At 32.2% G+C, this 23,136-nt stretch carries 2 protein-coding genes (1 of these 2 cut by a window edge); both read left to right on the plus strand.

The window, feature by feature from the left end:
• Nucleotides 1-3,727: the 3' end of a non-ribosomal peptide synthase/polyketide synthase gene (locus tag ABNT65_RS15430; protein WP_348746236.1), read on the plus strand. The gene continues 22,034 nt to the left of window position 1, outside the view; only the last 3,727 of its 25,761 coding nucleotides appear in the window; its start codon lies beyond the left edge, outside the window; its stop codon occupies nucleotides 3,725-3,727.
• Nucleotides 3,727-23,130 carry a non-ribosomal peptide synthase/polyketide synthase gene (locus ABNT65_RS15435; RefSeq protein WP_348746237.1) on the plus strand — a complete coding sequence of 6,468 codons (19,404 nt, stop codon included), beginning with the start codon at nucleotides 3,727-3,729 and terminating at the stop codon, nucleotides 23,128-23,130. The genes ABNT65_RS15430 and ABNT65_RS15435 overlap by 1 nt, the downstream gene beginning before the upstream one ends.
• Nucleotides 23,131-23,136: the final 6 nt, after the last annotated feature.

A 23,136-nucleotide genomic window follows, 5' to 3' on the forward strand; every position in this document is an offset into this window, starting at 1 on the left:
AGGTTATGTGGTTAGCGAAGAGGAATTTGATAAAGAAGCCCTTCAAGAAGATTTAAAAGCATTTTTACCAGACTATATGATTCCTAGTTTTTGGGTTGAGTTGGAAGAAATGCCATTAACGAGTAATGGTAAATTAGACAGAAAATCCTTACCAGATATAGATGGAGCTATCTTGTCTACTAAAGAGTATGTTGCCCCAAGAAATGAGACAGAAGAGGAGTTAGTAGTTATTTGGCAAGACTTATTAGGAGTAGAAAAAGTAGGAATCTATGATGATTTCTTTGAATTAGGAGGGCATAGTTTATTGGTAGTTCAGTTAATATCACGTTTACAGAAGATAGATTATCATATTACCGTAAAAGATATTTTTTCGAATCCTAACATAGCAAGTATAAGTGAAAAGGTATCGAATTCATCGTCTATTTATCAAGTACCAGCGAATGGTATAACTACAGATACAGAACGTATTGTACCAGCAATGGTTCCATTATTAGATTTTGGACAAGAGGATATAGATAAGGTTGTAGCTAGTGTTAAGGGAGGAGTATCTAATATTCAGGATATGTATCCATTATCACCTTTACAAGAAGGAATGTATTTCCATCATTTAATGAGTGATAAAGAAGCAGGAGACCCTTATATTTTACCAAGTTTACTGTCTTTCAAAGATAAAGAAAAGCGAGAGCTATTTATAAATGCCTTACAATCTGTAGTAAATCGTCATGATGTTTTACGTACCTGTGTTTTAAGTAAAGATTTACCAAGTGCAGTTCAGGTTGTACTTAGAGAAGCTAAACTACCAGTAGAAGAGTTGGTAATCGATAGTTCTAAAGATATAGTATCAGAGTTAAAAACTTTAGTCTCTCCTGAAAACCAATGGATGGATGTTTCTAAGGGATCTTTAATAAGGTTAAAGTTGGCAGAGGATCTAGATAATGATTGCTATTATTTAATTTTCTTAGCGCACCATTTAGTATTAGATCATGTAGGACTAGAGAAAATTATTTTAGAAGTAGAAATACACGCATCAGGAAAAGGATCAAATCTTCCAGTACCAGCTTTATATAGAGATTTTATAGGGCATACGTTACATTCTCAATCTATTAATGATAGCGCTGCCTATTTCAAGAATTTATTAGGTGATATTGATGAACCTACTTACCCATTTGAATTATCAAATACTACAGGAGGCGGAGTTGATATAGAAGAGTCGAAAGTACTTTTACCAAAAGAATTAAGTAAAAAGCTTCGAAAAATTAGTACTAGTTTAGGAATGAGTCCTGCTACTTTATTCCATGCGGCTTATGGACTCGTTGTAGGAAAATGTAGTAATAAGGACTATGCCATTTTTGGTTCTTTATTTTTAGGACGTTTACAAGGAACTTTAGGAGCAGCAGATTCATTAGGGTTATTTATAAACACACTTCCAATATTTGTAGAGTTAAAAGGAAACGTTTCAGAATACGTTTCAAAAGTGAAAAAAGGTTTAGAAGAACTATTGTCTTATGAGCAAACACCATTATCAAGTATCCAAACATGGAGTAATATTTCTAACGAAATACCTTTATTTAGTGCTTTATTAAATTATAGACACTCTTCAATTTCATCTAACTCAGAAGAAGATGAAACTACTGTTGATTTAGGAATTACACTTATTGATAGTCACGAGCGTACCAATTACCCATTCACATTTAGTGTTGATGATTACGGAGTTGATTTTGGTTTAAAAGCCCAAATAGAAAGAAGTATTGGAGCAGATCGTATACTTGTTTATATGCAAGAAGCTTTAGTTCAAATATTAGAAGGCTTAACATCAGAAAAAGAATTGAATGTTGAAAATTTAACTATTATATCTAGAACAGAAGAGGTAAAATTATTAGAAACCTTCAATGATAATATAGTTGAATATCCTAAAAATAAAACGGTTTTAGATTTACTAGAAGAACAAATAGCAAAAACACCTGAAGCTATTGCAGTAGTTTATAAAGAAGAGCAATTGACTTATAGAGAATTAGATAATAGATCTAATCAATTAGCTCAATATTTGATAAACAAAGGAGTTGGAGAAAATGATTTTGTAGGTATTTGTTTAGATCGTAGTTTAGAAATGCTAGTGGGTATTCTAGGAGTTCTAAAGTCAGGAAGTGCTTATGTACCTATTGACCCTAAGTATCCACAAGATCGTATTAATTACATGTTGAACGATGCAAGCATTAACTTGGTATTAAGTAATACAATTGTAAGCAAAGAAGTTTTAGGAGAACAATCAGATATAACAATCATTTTATTAGATAATGATTGGAATGCAATTTCAACTTCAGTTACAGATAAAGCTAAATATATATCACCAAACAATTTGGCGTATGTAATTTATACTTCAGGAAGTACAGGAAAGCCGAAAGGAGTTCCAATTCGCCATAAAAGTTTAATAAATTATATAACAAGTAGTAGTAACTCTTATATAGGTGAAGGAGTTTCAGGAGGATATATGCACCTTTCCATGTCTTTTGACGCATCTATGACAGAAATATTTACACCTTTAGTAAACGGTAAACTTTTAGTAATTAGTAGTGGTGAAGGTTTAGATATTTTTAAAGATAAAAACTTATGGAAGCATGCACCATATGACTTTATAAAATTAACACCATCACATTTAGAATTATTATCATCTGTTTTGGAAGAAGATAATAGCATTTTATCTCATAAATATGTTTTAGGAGGAGAAGCGCTTCAACCAAGTCATCTATCAGCTTTCAAAGACTTAAATATTTCATCAACAATAATCAATGAATATGGCCCAACAGAGGCAACAGTAGGTTGTACTACCTATACTTTTAATGCATTAGATAAGCATTCATTTGTAAATAGTTTTCCAATAGGAACTCCAATGCCAAACATGCAACTGTATATTTTAAATGATTCGAATCAATTAGTACCAAAAGGTGTTGTTGGAGAATTATGTATTGGAGGTGTGGGATTATCATCTGGTTATTTAAATAGAGAAAAACTTACCCAAGAGAAATTTATAGAGAATCCATTTAAGGAAGATGATAAAATATATAAAACTGGAGATTTAGGAAAATGGCTACCAGATGGAAATATAGAATATGTAGGTAGAAAAGATGATCAAGTAAAAATTCGTGGTTATCGAATAGAATTAGGTGAAATTGAAAATGTTTTATCAAAGCTACCAACTGTTAGTCAATGTTGTGTGTTAGCTAAAGAAGATACAAGTGGAGATAAGCGTTTAGTTGGATATGTAGTTAGCGAAGAAACATTTGATAAGGAAGCTATTCAACTTCAGTTAAAGACAAGCTTACCAGATTATATGATTCCTAATTTATGGGTTGAATTGGAAGAAATGCCTTTAACTAATAATGGTAAATTAAATAGAAAAGCCTTACCAGATCCAGATGGAGAAATGCTGTCAACACGAGAATACGTTGCTCCAAGAAATGAAACAGAACAACAATTAGTAGCTATTTGGCAAGAGTTATTAGGTGTAGAAAAAATAGGAGTTTATGACAATTTCTTTGAATTAGGAGGACATAGTTTATTAGCCACTCGCTTAGTATCCATAATTCGTAAAAAGTTTGAATTTGATATTATGATTAAAGACATATTCAAATTTGTAAACATAGAAGAGTTAGGTACTTATTTAGAGCATAGGAAGATCAAAAAACAAGAAAATACAGACGTAGTCTATAAAAAAATAGTAAAAATATAATGAATAAGGCATTAAGTATTATACAAAAGGCACAAAGCAAAGGTGTTAAGCTAGAGTTAGAAGAAGGTTCTTTAGTATTAAAGTCAGAAAATGAACATATTGATGATTCTTTGCTTTTAGATATAAAGCTTAATAAAGAACTTATTATTGAGCATTTTAAAAAGTTTGAGTTTGAGAATCATAAAGGGCTTGATGAGGATGCAATTCAACCATTTGATAGAGAACTTATCAAAAAAGTTCCTTTATCTTTCAATCAAGATAGGTTATGGTTTCTAGATCAGCTTGATGGCACACAAGCCTATCATATTCCAGTTGTTTTAGAGTTAGAAGGTGATTTAGATATAAATGCAGTAGAAGAAACGTTACGCATAATTGTTGATCGTCATGAAATATTGCGTACAATTATTTATCAAGAAGAAGGAATTGGTTATCAAAAGACAATTTCATCAACTAATTGGCTTTTAGATAAAATAACCATTTCTTCAGAGATAAACGTAGAAAATGAAATTAACAAATTCATTAATGTGCCTTTTGATTTATCTAAGGACTTCATGCTACGTTCATGTTTATACAACTTAGGAAATAAAAAATATGTGTTAGCTTGTGTATTACATCATATTGCTAGTGATGGTTGGTCTGAAGGTATTTTAAGAAACGAATTTGCAACATTATATAGTGCTTTACAAGCTGGAAAAGAAATAACACTACCTAATTTAAATTTACAATATGCTGATTATGCAGTTTGGCAACGTGAATATATAGAGGGGGAAGTTTTAGATAATCAATTATCATATTGGGAAAATAAATTAAAAGGTGTTGGTACATTAGAATTACCGTTAGATGCCGTTCGTCCTTCAGTACCCAGTAGCGAAGGTGCTAATACTTCTTTAGATTTAGATGAAAAATTAAGCAAATCTTTAAAAGCTTTATGTCAACAAGAAGGTGTTACACCATTTATGTTATTATTGACAGTTTTTAAAATATTGTTATCTCGTTATAGTGGTCAAGAAGATATTTGCGTAGGAACTCCTATAGCCAACCGTACCCAGTCAGACTTAGAAGGTATGATTGGATTTTTTGTAAATACATTGGCTTTACGTAGTGATTTAAGTGGAAACCTAAGCTTTAAAGAGTTGTTAAATAAAGTGAAAACTACAACTCTAGAGGGATATGATAACCAATTAGCTCCTTTTGAGAAAATTGTAGATAGCGTAATTACAACTCGAGATATGAGTATTTCTCCTTTATTTCAGGTAATGTTTGTATTACAAAACACTCCTGATATGGAAGGAGAAGAAGGAGAAGCTTTAGATTTAGGAGGTGTAGAAATTTCAGGGTACGAATTTGATATTGTTACGTCTAAGTTTGACTTAACAATGAGTATCTCTGAGGGTAATTCAAAATTTTCTATAGGAGTTGAGTATAATACAGCTTTGTTTAAAAAGGGAACTATTGAACAAATGCTATCACATTATCAAGAACTATTAAAAGGTATTGTAAATGATGTTACACAATCTATTGGTGATATACCAATGTTGCAAGCGTCAGAAAAGAACCAATTATTAAAAGACTTCAATGCTACAGAATTAATATATCCATCAGAAAAAACGATTGTCGACTTATTTGAAGAACAAGCAGAAAAGACACCAAATGGAACAGCAATAGTTTATGAAGGAGAAGCATTCAGTTATCAAGAATTAGACGAACGATCTAATCAATTAGCTCATTATTTACAAGAACAAGGTGTAACAACAGATACCTTTGTAGGAATTTGTATCGGACGTAGTCTAGAAATGTTGGTAGGCATCTTGGGTATTTTAAAGTCTGGAGGCGCTTATGTTCCTATTGATCCAGAATACCCACAAGATCGCGTTAATTACATGTTAGCAGATGCCAATATTAATTTGGTATTAAGTAACACTTCAAGTAACCGTATTTTATCTGATATTGAGGAGTTAACCACAATCACTTTAGATGAAGAATGGAATAGAATAGCCCAATATTCAAAAGAAAGTTTAGCCACTACTATAACACCTTCCAATTTAGCCTATGTAATTTATACCTCAGGAAGTACAGGGCGCCCAAAAGGTGTTCAAATAGAACATAAAAACGTAGTTAGTTTATGTACCAGTTGTGATTACATTTCTTTAAATAGTGATACCGTATGGTTGTCAACAGGCTCTATATCCTTTGATGCGACTACTATAGAGTACTGGGGAACCTTATTAAATGGAGGAGAATTAGTATTAACCAGTACAGATACCTTATTAAATACTACAAGCTTCAAAGAAATAATAGAAGCCAAGAAGGTGAATACATTATGGATGACGGCTTCATGGTTTCATCAAGTAGTAGAAGAAGATGCAAGTATTTTTAAAAGGTTAAAATACTTATTAGTAGGAGGAGATGTAGTACTATTTAATTACACGAACAAGTTAAAAGAGTTGTATCCAGATTTGACCATTATCAATGGTTATGGACCAACTGAGAATACTACATTCTCAACCACATATACTATTGAGACAAGCAATAGTTCATTACCTATTGGATCACCCATCAAGAACAGTACAGCTTATGTAACAGATGCAGACTTGAATTTAGTACCATTAGGAGTTGTAGGCGAATTATTAGTAGGAGGTTCAGGAGTAGGCCGAGGTTACTTAAACAATGAAGAGTTAACTCAAGAGAAGTTTATTGTCAGTCCATTTAAGGAAGGAGAGAGAATCTACAAGACAGGAGATTTGGTAAGATGGTTACCAGACGGGAATTTAGAATTTGTAGGCAGGAAAGATGCTCAGGTCAAGATAAGAGGTTATCGAATCGAGTTAGGAGAGATAGAGAATGCATTATCTAGTTTAGCATCTGTAAGCCATTCTTGTGTTTTAGTGAAAGAAGATGGTACAGGTAATAAACGATTGGTAGGTTATGTAGTTAGTGAAGAGGAATTTGATAAAGAAGCCCTTCAAGAAGATTTAAAAGCATTTTTACCAGACTATATGATTCCTAGTTTTTGGGTTGAGTTGGAAGAAATGCCATTAACGAGTAACGGTAAATTAGATAGAAAATCCTTACCAGAGATAGATGGAGCTATCTTGTCTACTAAAGAGTATGTTGCCCCAAGAAATGAGACAGAAGAGGATTTAGTAGTTATTTGGCAAGACTTATTAGGAGTAGAAAAAGTAGGAATCTATGATGATTTCTTTGAATTAGGAGGGCATAGTTTATTGGTAGTTCAGTTAATATCACGTTTACAGAAGATAGATTATCATATCACAGTAAAAGATATTTTTTCGAATCCTAACATAGCAAGTATAAGTGAAAAGGTATCGAATTCATCGTCTATTTATCAAGTACCAGCGAATGGTATCACTACAGATACAGAGCGTATTGTACCAGCAATGGTTCCATTATTAGATTTTGGACAAGAGGATATAGATAAGGTTGTAGCTAGTGTTAAGGGAGGAGTATCTAATATTCAGGATATGTATCCATTATCACCTTTACAAGAAGGAATTTATTTTCACCATTTAATGAGTACTAAAGCACAAGGAGATCCTTATGTTTTACCAAACATTTTATCATTTACCGATAAAGAAAAGCGAGCTAACTTTATAGAAGCATTACAGTTTGTAGTGAACCGTCATGATGTATTACGTACCTGTGTTTTAAGTGAAGGTTTATCAAGTGCGGTTCAGGTTGTACTCAGAGAAGCAATATTATCAGTAGAAACCTTAGTTATTGATAGTTCGATAAATGTATTATCAGAACTTCAAGAAATGTGTACGGTAGGGAACCAATGGATGGATGTTTCCAAAGCACCTTTATTGGAATTGAAATCAGCAGATGACTCAAAGAATAGTAATTATTATTTGGTGGTTAATCAACATCATTTGGTATTGGATCATGTTGGAATGGAAAAAATTATCTCAGAAGTAGAGGCCTATTTATTAGGTCAAGAATCTATTTTACCAACACCAGTTTTATATAGAGACTTTATAGGTCATACTTTACATGAACAATCTATCAATGATAGTGCTACTTATTTCAAGGAATTATTAGGAGATATTGATGAGCCAACATATCCATTTGGTTTATCAGATATTCGAGGAAATGGAAATGATATAGAGGAGTCTCGCATAGTTTTAGCATCTAGTTTAAGCAAAGAGGTTCGAGAGATTAGTACCAATTTAGGGATGAGTCCAGCTGTTTTATTCCATGCCGCTTATGGATTGGTAATAGGAAAATGCAGTAATAAGGAATATGCAATTTTCGGCTCATTATTTTCAGGTCGCTTACAAGGTTCTTTAGGAGCTGCAGATTCATTAGGTTTATTTATCAATACCTTACCATTTTTAGCAGAACTTAAAGGAAGTGTTTCGGATTATGTGTCAGAGATAAAAAACAGACTAGGAACGTTATTATCATATGAGCAAACACCATTGTCATCTGTTCAAGGTTGGAGTGGAATTTCAAATGAGGTATCTTTATTTAGTGCCTTATTAAATTTCCGTCACTCATCAAGTGTTTTAGAAGAAGTACCAGCAGATGCTGTTGATTTAGGGATCACAGTAATAGGCAGTGAGGAACGTACCAATTATCCGCTTACATTAAATGTAGATGATTATGGAGTAGACTTTGGATTAACCGCTCAGGTTGAATCCAGTGTAGGATCAGATCGAGTATTATCTTATATGGAAGCAACCCTGAGAGCATTATTGGAAGGGTTAAAAGCAGACGCGTCTCAAGTGTCAGATTTAAATGTTTTACCAGAGTCAGAAGTACAAGAATTATTAGAAGTATTTAATGATACCTCAGTAAGCTATCCATCAGATATTACTTTTTTAGATTTATTTTCAACACAGGTTAAGAGTTCCGCTAAAAGTATAGCTGTAGTTTATCAAGGAGAGCAACTTAGTTATCAAGAATTAGACAAACGTTCTAACCAATTAGCTCGTTATTTACGAGAAGAAGGAGTAGTGTCAGATACATTAGTTGGTATTTGTATGGATCGTAGTTTGGATATGATTGTAGGAATACTAGGAATCTTGAAATCAGGCGGAGCTTATGTACCTATTGATCCATCGTATCCAAAAGAACGCATTGATTTTATAATAGAAGATACAGCTACTAGCTTAGTACTAAGTAATGAATCCAATCGCTCTATTTTAGAGGCTAAGTCAGGAATAAAGATTGTATTAGTAGACAGTGATTGGGATGCTATTTCAGATTATTCAACTCGAGGACTGAGTTACAAATCAATGTCAACAAGTGATTTGGCCTATGTAATTTACACCTCAGGAAGTACAGGTAAGCCAAAAGGCGTATTAATAGAACATGGTAATATGTTCAACTTAGTAAATTGGGCAATAACTAACTTCAAGGATTCTTTAGAAGTAGGAATGTTAGGAAGTACTTCGATAAACTTTGATCTTTCTATTTTTGAGATATTCACCACTTTATCATGTGGTTCAACCCTACATTTAGTAGACAACTTACTGTCTTTAGTAGAGAATTCAGAGGCTTCAGTTTCCTTGATAAACACCGTTCCAAGTGTATTATTAGGTTTATTAGAATCGGGTTCAATTCCAGATACGGTAAAGACGATTAATTTAGCAGGAGAGGCCTTATTACCAAGTTTGGTAGATCGTATTTATAAGGAAAGTTCAGTAGAAGCGGTTTATGATTTATACGGACCATCAGAAGCCACTACCTATAGTACGTTTATCAAACGAAGTTTACAAGGAGTTCAAACTATTGGAAAGCCTATATCTAACACACAGATTTATATTTTAAGTGAATCAAATGAGTTGTTACCCAAAGGAGTTGTAGGTGAGTTATGTGTAGGCGGTAAAGGAGTAACAAGAGGTTATTTAAACAGAGAAGAATTAACCCAAGATAAATTTATAGATAATCCATTTCGAGCAGGAGAAAGAATCTATAAAACAGGTGATTTAGCGAAATGGTTAGCTGATGGAACTTTAGAGTATGTAGGAAGAAAGGATGATCAGGTTAAAGTACGAGGTTATCGAATCGAATTGGGAGAGATAGAGAGTGCCTTATCAGGATTAAGTACAATTCAAAGTAGTTGTGTATTAGCCAAGGAAGATATATCAGGTACCAAGAGATTAGTAGGTTATGTAGTTGTAGAAGGAGATTCATTTGATAAAGAAACGGTTCAAAGAGAGTTAAAGGCAAGTTTACCAGAGTATATGGTTCCAATGCTATGGGTTGAATTGGAGGAGATGCCATTAACATCAAGTGGTAAGTTAGATAGAAAAAGATTACCAGATCCGGATATTACTTTGTTATCTAGTAAAGAATATGTAGGGCCAAGGAATGAGACAGAAGAGATTTTAGTAGCTATATGGCAGGATTTATTAGGAGTAGAACAGGTAGGAGTTTATGATAATTTCTTTGAATTAGGAGGTCATAGTTTATTAGTTGTTCAGTTAATATCACGTTTGCAAAAGCTAGATTTAAACGTAGGAGTAAAAGATATTTTTTCAAATGCTACTATTTCAGAAATAAGCGAAAGATTAGCCTCAGGTACGTCAGTTTATCAAGTACCAGCAAATGGAATAGAAATAGATACAGATCGTATTGTACCAACAATGGTTCCGTTGTTAGATTTTGATCAAGAAGATATAGATAAAATTGTTTCTCAAGTTCAAGGAGGCGTATCAAATATTCAGGATATGTATCCATTATCACCATTACAAGAAGGAATGTATTTCCATCATTTAATGAGTAATGAAAATGAAGGAGATCCATATGTTTTACCAAGTTTATTATCATTTACCAATAAAGAAAAACAGGTTGATTTTATAAAGGCTTTACAGTTTGTAGTAAATCGTCATGATGTATTGCGTACTTGTGTTATAAGTGAAGATTTACCAAGAGCAGTTCAGGTAGTACTTAGGGAAGCTCCATTATCAGTAGAAGAATTAGTGTTAGATTCATCTTTAGATATTCTATCAGAGTTAAAAGCATTAGCATCTTCAGAAAGTCAATGGATGGATGTGTCTAAAGCGCCTTTATTAACACTCAAATCAATAGATGATTTAAAAAATGGAACTTATTACTTAATAATAAACCAACATCATTTGGTATTAGATCATGTAGGTTTAGAAAAAGTTGTATCTGAGGTAGAGCAATATTTATCAGGAAAAGGATCATTTTTACCAACACCAGCTTTATATAGAGATTTTATAGGCCATACCTTACATTTACAAGAAACGAATGATAGTGCATCTTATTTTAAAAAGCTATTAGGTACAGTTGATGAACCTACTTACCCATTTGAATTGTCAGATGTACGAGGGAATGGTAGTGAAATAAAAGAATCTAATATTGTTTTAGCAAAGGATTTAAGTAAAAAAATTCGAGAGGTTAGTACAAATTTAGGTATTAGTCCAGCAGTTTTATTTCATGCAGCTTATGGAATAGTTATAAGTAAAAGCAGTAATAGAGATTATGCATTATTTGGTTCTTTATTTTCAGGAAGGTTACAAGGGTCTTTAGGAGCTGCAGATTCGTTAGGATTATTTATCAATACTTTGCCATTTTATATAGAATTGAAAGGTGATGTTTCTGAATATGTAACTAATGTTAAAAATGGATTACAAGAATTATTGTCTTATGAACAATCTTCATTATCAGATATTAAAGGTTGGAGTAGTATTTCTAATGAAATACCTTTATTCAGTACTTTATTAAATTTTCGTCATTCTTCAATTCCAGAAAACTCAGAAGAAAATACCGTTGATTTAGGAATTACTATTATAGAAGATCGTGAACGTACTAATTATCCATTTGCAGTAAATGTTGATGATTATGGAGTTGATTTTGGGTTAACTGCTCAAATTGATGATAGTATAGATGTTAATAAAGTGTTAGCCTATATGCAAAAAGCTTTGCAGGAATTATTAAGAGGTTTGCAATCTGAAGAAAAAATACCTGTAACAGCATTAACTATTTTATCTGAGCAAGAAGAAACACAATTATTAAAAGATTTTAATGATACTGAAGTTGAATATCCATTAAATCAAACAGTTTTGGATTTGTTCGAAGAACAAGTTAAAAATAAACCAGAAGCAATTGCATTAGTTTATAAAGAAGAAAAGTTAAGTTATAAAGAGTTAGATCAACGTTCCAATCAACTAGCTCAATATTTAATAGAACAAGGAGTAAAAACAAATTTAGTAGGACTTTGCCTAGACCGCAGTTTAGAAATGCTAATAGGTATTATAGGGATTTTAAAATCAGGAAGTGCTTATGTGCCAATTGATCCTAATTATCCGAAAGAGCGCATTGATTACATGTTAAATGATGCCAACATAAACTTAGTGCTAACTAGTAATAAGGTAAGTCAAGAAGTGTTAGGAAATCGAGAAGAAATCACAGTAATCTCGTTAGATACTGATTGGGATACTATTTCAAGTTTTTCTACAACTAAAATTGAAAAAATATCGTCAAATAACTTGGCGTATGTAATTTATACCTCAGGAAGTACTGGGAAACCAAAAGGAGTTCCAATTCGCCATAAGAGTTTAATCAATTATATAACTACTAGTAGTAACACATATATAGGTGAAGGAATTTCAGGAGGATATATGCATCTTTCAATGTCTTTTGATGCTTCTATGACAGAAATATTTACACCTTTAGTAAATGGTAAACATTTGGTTATTAGTAGTGGTGAAGGTTTGGATATTTTTAAAGATGAAAATTTATGGAAATATGCTCCGTATGATTTTATAAAGTTAACACCATCACATTTAGAATTATTATCGTCAGTTTTAGAGCAATCATCTGAAACTTTATCATATAGATACGTATTAGGAGGAGAATCTTTACAACCGAATCACTTATCAATATTTAAAGATTTAAATATATCGGCAACAATTATTAATGAATATGGCCCTACAGAAGCTACTGTAGGTTGTACAGTTAATATTTTCAATACATTGGAGGATCATTCATCTATAACCAATTTCCCAATTGGGATTCCAATGGCTAATATGTCTATCTATATATTAGATTCATATAATCAATTAGTTCCAAAAGGAGTTGTAGGTGAGTTGTGTATTGGAGGAATTGGGTTATCACCAGGTTATTTAAATAGAGAAGAATTAACCAAAGAAAAGTTTATTGATAATCCGTTTAAAATTGGTGAAAAAATATATAAAACAGGTGATTTAGGAAGATGGTTGTCAGAGGGTAATATAGAGTTTGTAGGAAGGAAAGATGATCAAGTAAAAATAAGAGGATATCGTATTGAATTAGGAGAAATAGAGAACGCTTTATCAAATTTAGAAACTATTCATCAATCTTGTGTATTAGCTAAGGAAGATGCAAACGGGAATAAACGTTTAGTAGGATATGTAGTTGTAGAAGATTCTTTTGATAAAGAAACTGTTCAGTCACAATTAAAGGAAGTTTTACCAGATTATATGGTGCCTAATTTGTGGGTTGATTTGGAGGTGATGCCATTAACTAATAATGGTAAGTTGGATAGAAAATCTCTACCTGACCCAGATAGTTCTATGCTATCAACTAAAGAGTATGTAGCGCCAAGGAATGAAACAGAAGAGCAGTTAGTAATCATTTGGCAAGAGTTGTTAGGAATAGAACAAATAGGAGTCTATGATAGTTTCTTTGAATTAGGAGGTCATTCTTTATTAGCTACTAGGTTGGTATCTATGATTCGTAAAAGATTGCAAATCGAAATTACTATTCGAGAAGTATTTGAATATATTACCATATCAGATTTAGGTTTGCAAATACTAACTCAATCTAAAAGAGTATTACTTCCATCAGTAGTTATTGAAAACAGACCTAAACATACACCTTTGTCATTTAGCCAAGAACGTTTATGGTTTTTAGATCAATTACAAGGAAGTAGCCAAGAATATCATATTCCTACAGTAATCCGTTTAGAGGGAACACTGAATATTGTTTTATTAGAAGAAGCTTTAAAAACAATTGTTGCTCGTCATGAAATATTACATACGGTTATTTATGAAGAAGAAGGAGTTGGTTATCAAAAGATAATATCGCCAAATAATTGGTCATTAAATAAGACAATTATTACTGAGCACACACATTTAGAAAAAGAAATAGGAAGCTTTATTAGTTTACCGTTTGATTTATCTAAAGATTATATGTTACGTTCTTGTTTATATGATTTAGGAAATGAAAAGTATGTATTAGCATGTGTTTTTCATCATATAGCAAGTGATGGCTGGTCAGGAAATATTTTAACCAGTGAATTTATAGAAATATATAGTGCGTTGCAATCTGGTAGAGAAACAATGCTTCCAGAATTAAATTTACAATATGTTGATTATGCAATTTGGCAGCGTAAATATTTAGAGGGAGATATTTTAGAAAATCAATTAACCTACTGGAAAGAAAAATTAACAGGCGTTAGTACATTGTCATTACCTTTAGATTATGCTCGTCCTTCAATTCAAAGTAATGAAGGAGCTAATATATCTATCTCCTTAGATAAGGAGCTAAGTTTATCCTTAAAAGCTTTATGTCAAGAAGAAGGTGTTACCGTATTCATGTTCATGTTGTCAGTTTTTAAAGTATTATTAGCTCGTTATAGTAACCAAGAAGATGTTTGTGTAGGTACGCCTATAGCCAATCGCACACAGTCAGAGTTAGAAGGAATGATCGGCTTTTTTGTAAATACCTTAGCACTTCGTAGTGATTTAAGTGGAAACCCAAGTTTTAAAGAGGTATTAAAAAGAGTAAAAGAAACTACATTAGAAGGTTATGATTATCAATTAACACCTTTTGAAAAAGTAGTAGATAAAGTGGTGACTACTCGAGATATGAGTATGACACCGTTATTTCAGGTGATGTTTGATTATCATAATGAGACTTCAGTTATAGAAGGGAGTAGAAAAGGTAAAAATGAAGCAATAAAAGATCTTGATATATCTGGTTATGAATATTCAGAAATTCCAGCACAGTTTGACTTAACATTGGATGTGTCTGAAGGTGAAACAGTAATTACATTAGGTTTAAATTATTGTACAGACTTATTCAAAGAAGCTACTATTAAGCGTATGTTATCTCATTACCAAGAGTTATTAGTAAGCGTGGTAAGTAATACTGAGGAGCTTATAGGGAACTTATCAATGCTTACTCAGGAAGAAGAAACAGAATTATTAGAAGTTTTTAATGAGAATACGGTTGATTATCCATTAGAAAAAACAGTGGTTGATTTATTTGTAGCTCAAGTTCAAAAATCACCAAAAGCAGTTGCCGCAACTTTTAAAGGAGAAGAGTTAACCTATAAAGAATTAGATGAGCGTTCTAACCAGTTGGCTCATTATTTAGTAGAGCAAGGAGTACAAGCAGATGATCTCGTAGGAATTTGTATAGATCGAGGGTTAGATATGCTAATTGGCATTGTAGCTATTTTGAAATCAGGAGGAGCTTATGTACCTATAAAGCCAGATTTCCCAAAAGATCGCATTATGTACCTTCTTGAAGATACAGATTGTTCATTTTTAGTCACCAATACATTAAGTAAAGAGGTGGTAACTTCTTTATCAGATAGTCTTAGCTTAATTGTATTGGATGATATTTCAGTATTGAACCATCCTACTACTTCATTAGAGTTATCGTACAGTCCTAATAATTTAGCATATGTAATTTATACTTCTGGAAGTACAGGATTACCAAAAGGAGCGATGATTGAACATGCAGGATTATTAAATCACTCATTGATCATGATTGATGAGTTGAAGATGACTAATGAAAGCGTAGTTGCCTTTACAGCCCCATTTACCTTTGATATTTCCGTATGGCAATTGTTAAGCGGATTATTATGCGGAGGTCGTATAGCCATATACAGTGAAGACGAGATTTTAGATTTAGAAGGTTTTCAAAGTTCATTATCAGAAAATAACATAAGTCATTTACAATTAGTGCCTTCTTATGTAGCAAGTTTATTAGAAAGCGGAGAAGAAGTAGTAGGTTTATCCAATCTAGCATATTTCTTAGTAACTGGAGAAGCGGCTACAAAATCATTATTAGATAAATGGTTCTCATTATATCCATCCGTACCTGTGGTAAATGCTTATGGACCAGCAGAGGCGGCAGATGATATCACGTTACATATCATGAATGAGTCTCCAAGTGGAGTTGTAGTTCCAATCGGAAAGCCAGTAGCCAATATGGATTTATATGTGGTAGATAAGTTTGATAACTTATGTCCTATTGGAGTTGTAGGAGAATTATGGACAAGTGGAATAGGAGTAGGACGAGGTTATTTAAACAGAGAAGAATTAACCAAGGAGAAGTTTATTACCAATCCATTTACTTCAGAAGGAGGGAGATTATATAAGACAGGAGATTTAGGAAGATGGTTGCCAGATGGTACATTAGAATTTGTAGGACGTTCAGATGATCAGGTAAAGATTCGAGGATATCGTATAGAATTAGGAGAGATTGAAAATGCTTTATCAATTGTAGAAGGAGTTCAAAACAGTTGTGTACTAGCTAAGCAAGATACCATTGGAACAAACCGTTTAGTAGGTTATATAGTTTTAGAAGATGGGTTTAGTAAAGCGAATATTCAAGAGACATTAAAGACTAGCTTACCAGATTACATGGTTCCATCTATTTGGGTTGAGTTGGATGAAATGCCATTAACAGCTAATGGTAAGATAGACCGAAAATCTTTACCAGAACCAGATCTATCAGAGTTATCAAGTAGAGAATATGTGGCACCAAGAAATGAAGTAGAGGAGCAATTAGCCATTATTTGGCAAGATTTACTAGGAGTAGAAAAGGTAGGAATATATGATGATTTCTTTGCGTTAGGCGGACATAGTTTGTTGGCTACTCGTTTAGTTTCAACAATTCGTAGAATACTAAAGGTAGAAGTTTCTATTCGGAATATTTTCCAGTTTACTACAATTGGTTCATTAGCAGCTCATGTTTCATTACAGTCTAAAGAAATATTACTTCCAGCGATAACTGTTGAAGAATTTGATGGGTATATTCCATTGTCATTCAGTCAGGAACGTTTGTGGTTTTTAGATCAATTACAAGGTACATTAGCTTATCATATGCCTATTGTAATTAGTTTAGAAGGAGCATTAAATACAAAGGCATTAGAAGGTTCCTTTAAAACTATTATAGCTCGCCATGAAGTATTACGCACAAACATATTATTAGAAGAAGGTCTAGGGTATCAAGAAATTGTAAATGTTGACAATTGGTCTTTGGCTCAAGAAACAATATCAGAAAGTAAATTAGAAGAAAGTTTAGATTCGTATTTAACAACTCCTTTTGATTTATCAAATGACTATAAATTAAGAGTTTGTTTATACAACTTAGGAAATGAGAAATATGTATTAGCATGTGTATTTCACCATATTGCAAGTGATGGTTGGTCGGAAAATATTTTAATAAGTGAATTTTTAGAGCTTTACAGCTCTTTACAATCAGGAAAACAAGCCAACCTACAAGCATTAAACTTACAATATTCAGATTACGCAATATGGCAACGTAAATACTTGAATGATGAATTTTTAAATACTCAATTGTCTTATTGGGAAAAGAAATTAGGTGGAACAAGTACTTTAGAACTACCTTTAGATTATACGCGTCCAGCTATACAAAGTATGGAAGGTGCCAGTACTTTTTTAGATTTGGATGAAAACTTAACAACGTCAGTTAAAAAATTATGCAAGGAAGAAGGAGTAACACCATTCATGTTTCTATTAACAACATTTAAAGTTTTATTATCTCGCTATAGTGGTCAAAAAGATATTTGTGTAGGAACACCTATTGCTAACCGTACACAATCAGACTTGGAAGGTATGATTGGTTTCTTTGTAAATACCTTAGCACTTCGTAGTGATTTAAGTGGAAATCCAAACTTTAGAGATTTATTAAATCAAGTAAAGCAAACAACATTAGAAGGATATGATCATCAGTTAGTACCATTTGAAAGAATAGTAGATAGAGTAGTTACTACTCGTGATATGAGTATGACTCCTTTATTTCAGGTAATGTTTACGTTACAAAATACACCTACAATTTCAGAAGGTAATGATGAATTAAATTTAGGAAGACTTAATATTTCACCATATGAGTTTGATGGTGTTACATCAAAGTTTGATCTTACAATGAGTGTATCAGAGAATGACTCAAACTTTTCTTTACATATAGATTATTGTACAGCAATATTTAATCAAGCTACAATGAATCGAATGTTAGTACATTATAAAGAGTTGTTAAGTAGTATTATAGAAGATGTTACACAGCCTATTAATGAGCTAACAATATTAAAAAACGAAGAGAAAAAACAACTATTAGAAACTTTTAATAACACAGAAGTTACTTATCCATTAGATGAAACGATTCTAGATTTATTTTCAAATCAAGTTAAACACTCTCCAAATGCTATTGCAGTCGTTTATAAGGGAAAAGAATTAACATATAGAAATTTAGATGAAAAATCAAATCAATTAGCTAATTACTTAAGAGATCAAAAAGTAAAGGTAGATACTTTAGTAGGTATTTGCTTAGAACGAAGTTTAGAAATGATTGTAAGTATTTTAGGAGTTTTAAAATCAGGAGGTGCTTATGTACCTATTGATCCTAATTATCCAAAGGATCGTATTGATTATATGATTGAAGATACAGGAATTGATTTGGTATTAAGTAGTACAATTAGTCAAGATGTACTAGTTAATACACCAGAAATTAATGTTGTATTAATAGATAGGGATTGGGAAATTATTTCAGGTTTTTCTACACAAAAAATAGGTAAAGTTTCAACTCCTAGTAATTTAGCATATATTATTTATACTTCAGGAAGTACAGGGAAACCAAAAGGAGTGATGATTGAGCATGGTAATATGTTTAATTTAGTTAATTGGTCTTTATCTAACTTTGAAGATAGCCTTGAATTAGGAGTTTTAGCAAGTACTTCAATCAACTTTGATTTATCAGTTTTTGAGATTTTTACATCGTTATGTTCAGGTTCTAAACTTTATTTAGTTGATAATTTACTTTCAGTATTAGAAACTCAAGAAATCTCAGTTTCATTAATTAATACAGTTCCTAGTGTTTTATTAAGTTTACTAGAATCAGGCACCATTCCAGATACAGTACATACTATTAATTTAGCAGGAGAACCATTAGCACCTAGCCTAGTAAATCGTATTTATCAAGAGAGTTCAGTAAAAACGGTATATGATTTATATGGTCCATCAGAAGCTACTACTTATAGTACTTTCACTAAGCGTTTAATAAATGGAGTTCAAACAATAGGAAAACCTATTTCTAATACCCAAATTTATATTTTAGATGAATCAAATGAATTATTACCAATAGGAGTAGTAGGAGAATTATATGTAGGTGGAAAAGGAGTTGCTAGAGGATATTTAAACAGAGTAGATCTTACAGAAGAAAAGTTTATTAACAATCCATTTAAAGAAGGAGATCGTATATACAAAACTGGCGATTTAGCTAAATGGTTACCCGATGGTTCTATTGAATATGTTGGAAGAAAAGATAATCAAGTAAAAGTTCGTGGTTATCGAATAGAATTGGGAGAAATAGAAACTGTATTAGCGGAAGTAGATTATGTATTAAATAGTTGTGTTTTAGCTAAGGAAGATGTTAGTGGTAATAAACAATTAATAGGTTATGTAGTAACTGAAGAAGTATTTAATAAAGAAACAATACAAGAGAAACTAAAAGAAAGCTTGCCAGATTATATGGTTCCAATGATTTGGGTTGAATTAGAAAAAATGCCATTAACAGCAAGTGGTAAACTAGATAGAAAATCTTTACCAGCCCCTGATGGAGCCATGTTGTCAACTAAAGAATATGTAGCACCAAGGAATGAGACTGAAGCACAATTAATAATTGTTTGGCAAGATTTATTAGCAGTAGAAAAGATAGGAGTATATGATGATTTCTTTGAATTAGGAGGTCATAGTTTACTAGTAGTGCAATTAATTGCTCGTTTGCAAAAATTAGGTTTCCACATAGAGGTAAAAGATATTTTTTCTGATGCTACAGTAGCAGGGATTAGTGAAAAATTAGCATCATCATCATCAGTATATGAAGTACCTGATAATGGTATTGTATCTGGTGTAGATCGTATTATTCCGTCAATGATTCCTTTGTTAAATTTTGAGCAAGAAGATATAGAAAGAGTGGTAGAAAATATTCCTGGAGGTGTTTCTAATATTCAGGATATGTATCCATTATCATCATTACAAGAAGGAATATATTTCCATTATTTAATGAGTGATAAAGAACAGGGAGATCCTTATATTTTACCAAATCTATTATCATTTAAAGATAAAACAAAAAGAAACGTTTTCATTGAAGCTTTACAGTTTGTAGTTAACCGTCATGATGTTTTGCGTACCTGTATTTTAAGTGAAGGATTACCGCATGCTGTTCAAGTAGTACTTAGAGAAGCACCATTACATATAGAAAAATTAGAGTTAGATCCATCTTTAGATATTTTAGCAGAACTAGAAAAACTAACAATTCCTGTTAATTTGTGGATGGATGTTTCAAAGGCTCCTTTGTTAGAATTAAAATCTATAGATGATTTAGATAATGATAATTATTACTTAATAATTAATCAACATCATTTAGCAATAGATCACGTAGGATTGGAGAAAATTATTTCAGAGATAGAAATGTATGTATCAGGACAGGTAGAAAATCTTCCAGTTCCAGTTTTATATAGGAATTTTATAGGTCATGCAATACACCTTCAGTCAACTAACAATAGTGAAACCTATTTCAAAGGATTGTTTGGAGGAATTGATGAACCAACGTATCCATTTGAATTATCAGATATCAGAGGTAATGGAAATGGTGTTAAAGAGTCTTCTATTATTTTACCAGAAGATTTAAGTAAAGAAATACGTAACGTTTCCGTTACATTAGGAATTAGCCCTGCTGTCATGTTCCATGCAGCATATGGAATTGTAGTAGCAAAGTGTAGTAATAGAGATTATGCAATTTTTGGATCTTTATTTTCGGGTCGTTTACAAGCATCTTTGGCAGCAGCAGATTCATTAGGTTTGTTTATTAATACATTACCAGTTATACTGGAGCTAAATGGAACCATAGTAGAATACCTAAATAATGTAAAGAAAAGATTAGGTGAGTTACTACCATATGAGCAAACTTCTTTATCAAATGTTCAAGGATGGAGTGGAATCTCTAATGATATGCCATTATTTAGTGCCTTATTAAATTACCGTCATTCTTCAGCACCAGTTTCAGCCAATTCAGAAGAAGATGGAATTACAGTTGATTTAGGAATTACCCTTATAGGAGGACATGAACGTACTAATTATCCATTTACATTAGACATAGATGATTATGGTACTGACTTTGGAATGGTAGCTCAGATTGATGGAGATGTTGAGCCCAATCGACTACTTACCTATATGGAAGAAACGTTAGTAGAATTATTAAAAGGCTTAAAAACTAAAGAACAATTAGTAGTTAATAAATTAGCTATTTTACCTAGAGAAGAAAGTCAACTATTAGAAACATTTAATAATACAACAGTAGATTATCCATTAGATAAAACAGTTGTTGATTTATTTACAAATCAATTAGAAAAATCACCGAATGCTATTGCAGCTACATTTGAAGGGAAAAAACTTACTTATAAAGAATTAGACGAGAAATCTAATCAGATAGCACATTATTTAGTTGCCAAAGGAGTGCAACCAGATGATTTAGTAGGAATTTGTTTAGATAGAGGATTAGATATGTTAGTTGGGGTTTTAGGAATTCTAAAGTCTGGAAGTGCCTATGTTCCAATTAAACCAGACTTTCCAATAGATCGTATTTCACATATTGTTGAAGACACTAAATGTTCTTTATTAGTAACAAATAAAGAAAGTCAAGTAGTTTTAAATACCTTAAAAAATACAAATCTAATTGTATTAGATGATGCATCTATTATTTCGAATTACCCAATAACAGGATTAGGGTTAACATATAAAGCAACTAGTTTAGCATATGTAATTTATACTTCAGGAAGTACAGGGTTACCAAAAGGAGCCATGATTGAACACGCTGGATTATTAAATCATTTATTAATTATGATTGATGATTTGAAGATGACTAAAGATAGTGTAGTTGCTTTTACTGCTCCGTTTACCTTTGATATTTCAGTGTGGCAGTTATTAAGTGGTTTATTGAGTGGAGGATGTATTAAAATATATAGTGAAGAGGAAATTTTAGATATTGAAACGTTCCAATCTTCATTATCAGCCCACCAAATAAGCCATCTTCAATTAGTACCTTCTTATGTAGCAAGTTTATTAGAAAGTGGAGAAGTAGTAGAAGGCTTGTCAAACTTAGAGTACTTTTTAGTAACTGGAGAAGCAGCCACAAAATCGTTATTAGATAAATGGTTCTCATTATATCCATCCGTACCGGTGGTAAATGCCTATGGACCAGCAGAGGCAGCAGATGATATAACGTTACATATAATGAAGGAATCACCAAAAGGTCTTGTAGTTCCTATTGGAAAACCAGTAGCAAATATGGATGTATATGTTGTAGATAGATTTGAAAACTTATGTCCAGTAGGTGTTGTAGGAGAATTATGGACTAGTGGAATAGGAGTTGGAAGAGGATACTTAAATAGAGAGGAACTAACTAAAGAAAAGTTTATTAATAACCCATTTACCTCAGAAGGAGGACGATTATATAAGACAGGTGATTTAGGAAGATGGTTACCAGATGGAACGTTGGAATTTGTTGGTCGTACAGATCATCAGGTAAAGATTCGAGGATATCGTATTGAATTAGGTGAGATAGAAAATGCTTTATCAGTTGTAGAAGGTATTCATAATAGTTGTGTCTTAGCCAAAAAAGATGTAAGTGGTATTAATCGCTTAGTAGGTTATGTAGTTACAGGTGAGAAATTAGATAAAGAATTTGTTCAAGAAAAGTTAGGAGATCGTTTACCAGATTATATGGTTCCAATGATTTGGGTTGAATTGGATAGCATGCCATTAACAGCCAATGGAAAAATAGATAGGAAAGCTTTGCCTGAACCAGATTTATCAGATTTAGCAACTGCTGAATATGTAGCTCCACGCACAGAAACAGAAGAAAGATTAGTGAAAATCTGGCAAAATTTATTAGGAGTAGAAAGAATAGGAGTTCATGATAATTTCTTTGAATTAGGAGGGCATAGTTTATTAGCAACTCGTCTAGTTTCCACAATAAGAAAAGAAATGGAAATAGAAGTGTCAATTCGAAATATTTTCAGATTCACAACAATAGAAGAAATAGCCTCTTATTTGGATTATAAAGAGCGTACGCTTAAGGAAGATAAAAAGGAATACAGTATAAACATTGAGATATAAATTTAA

Origin of the sequence: Tenacibaculum sp. 190524A02b (genome assembly GCF_964036645.1) — a bacterium.
Lineage (GTDB): Bacteria > Bacteroidota > Bacteroidia > Flavobacteriales > Flavobacteriaceae > Polaribacter > Polaribacter vairaonense.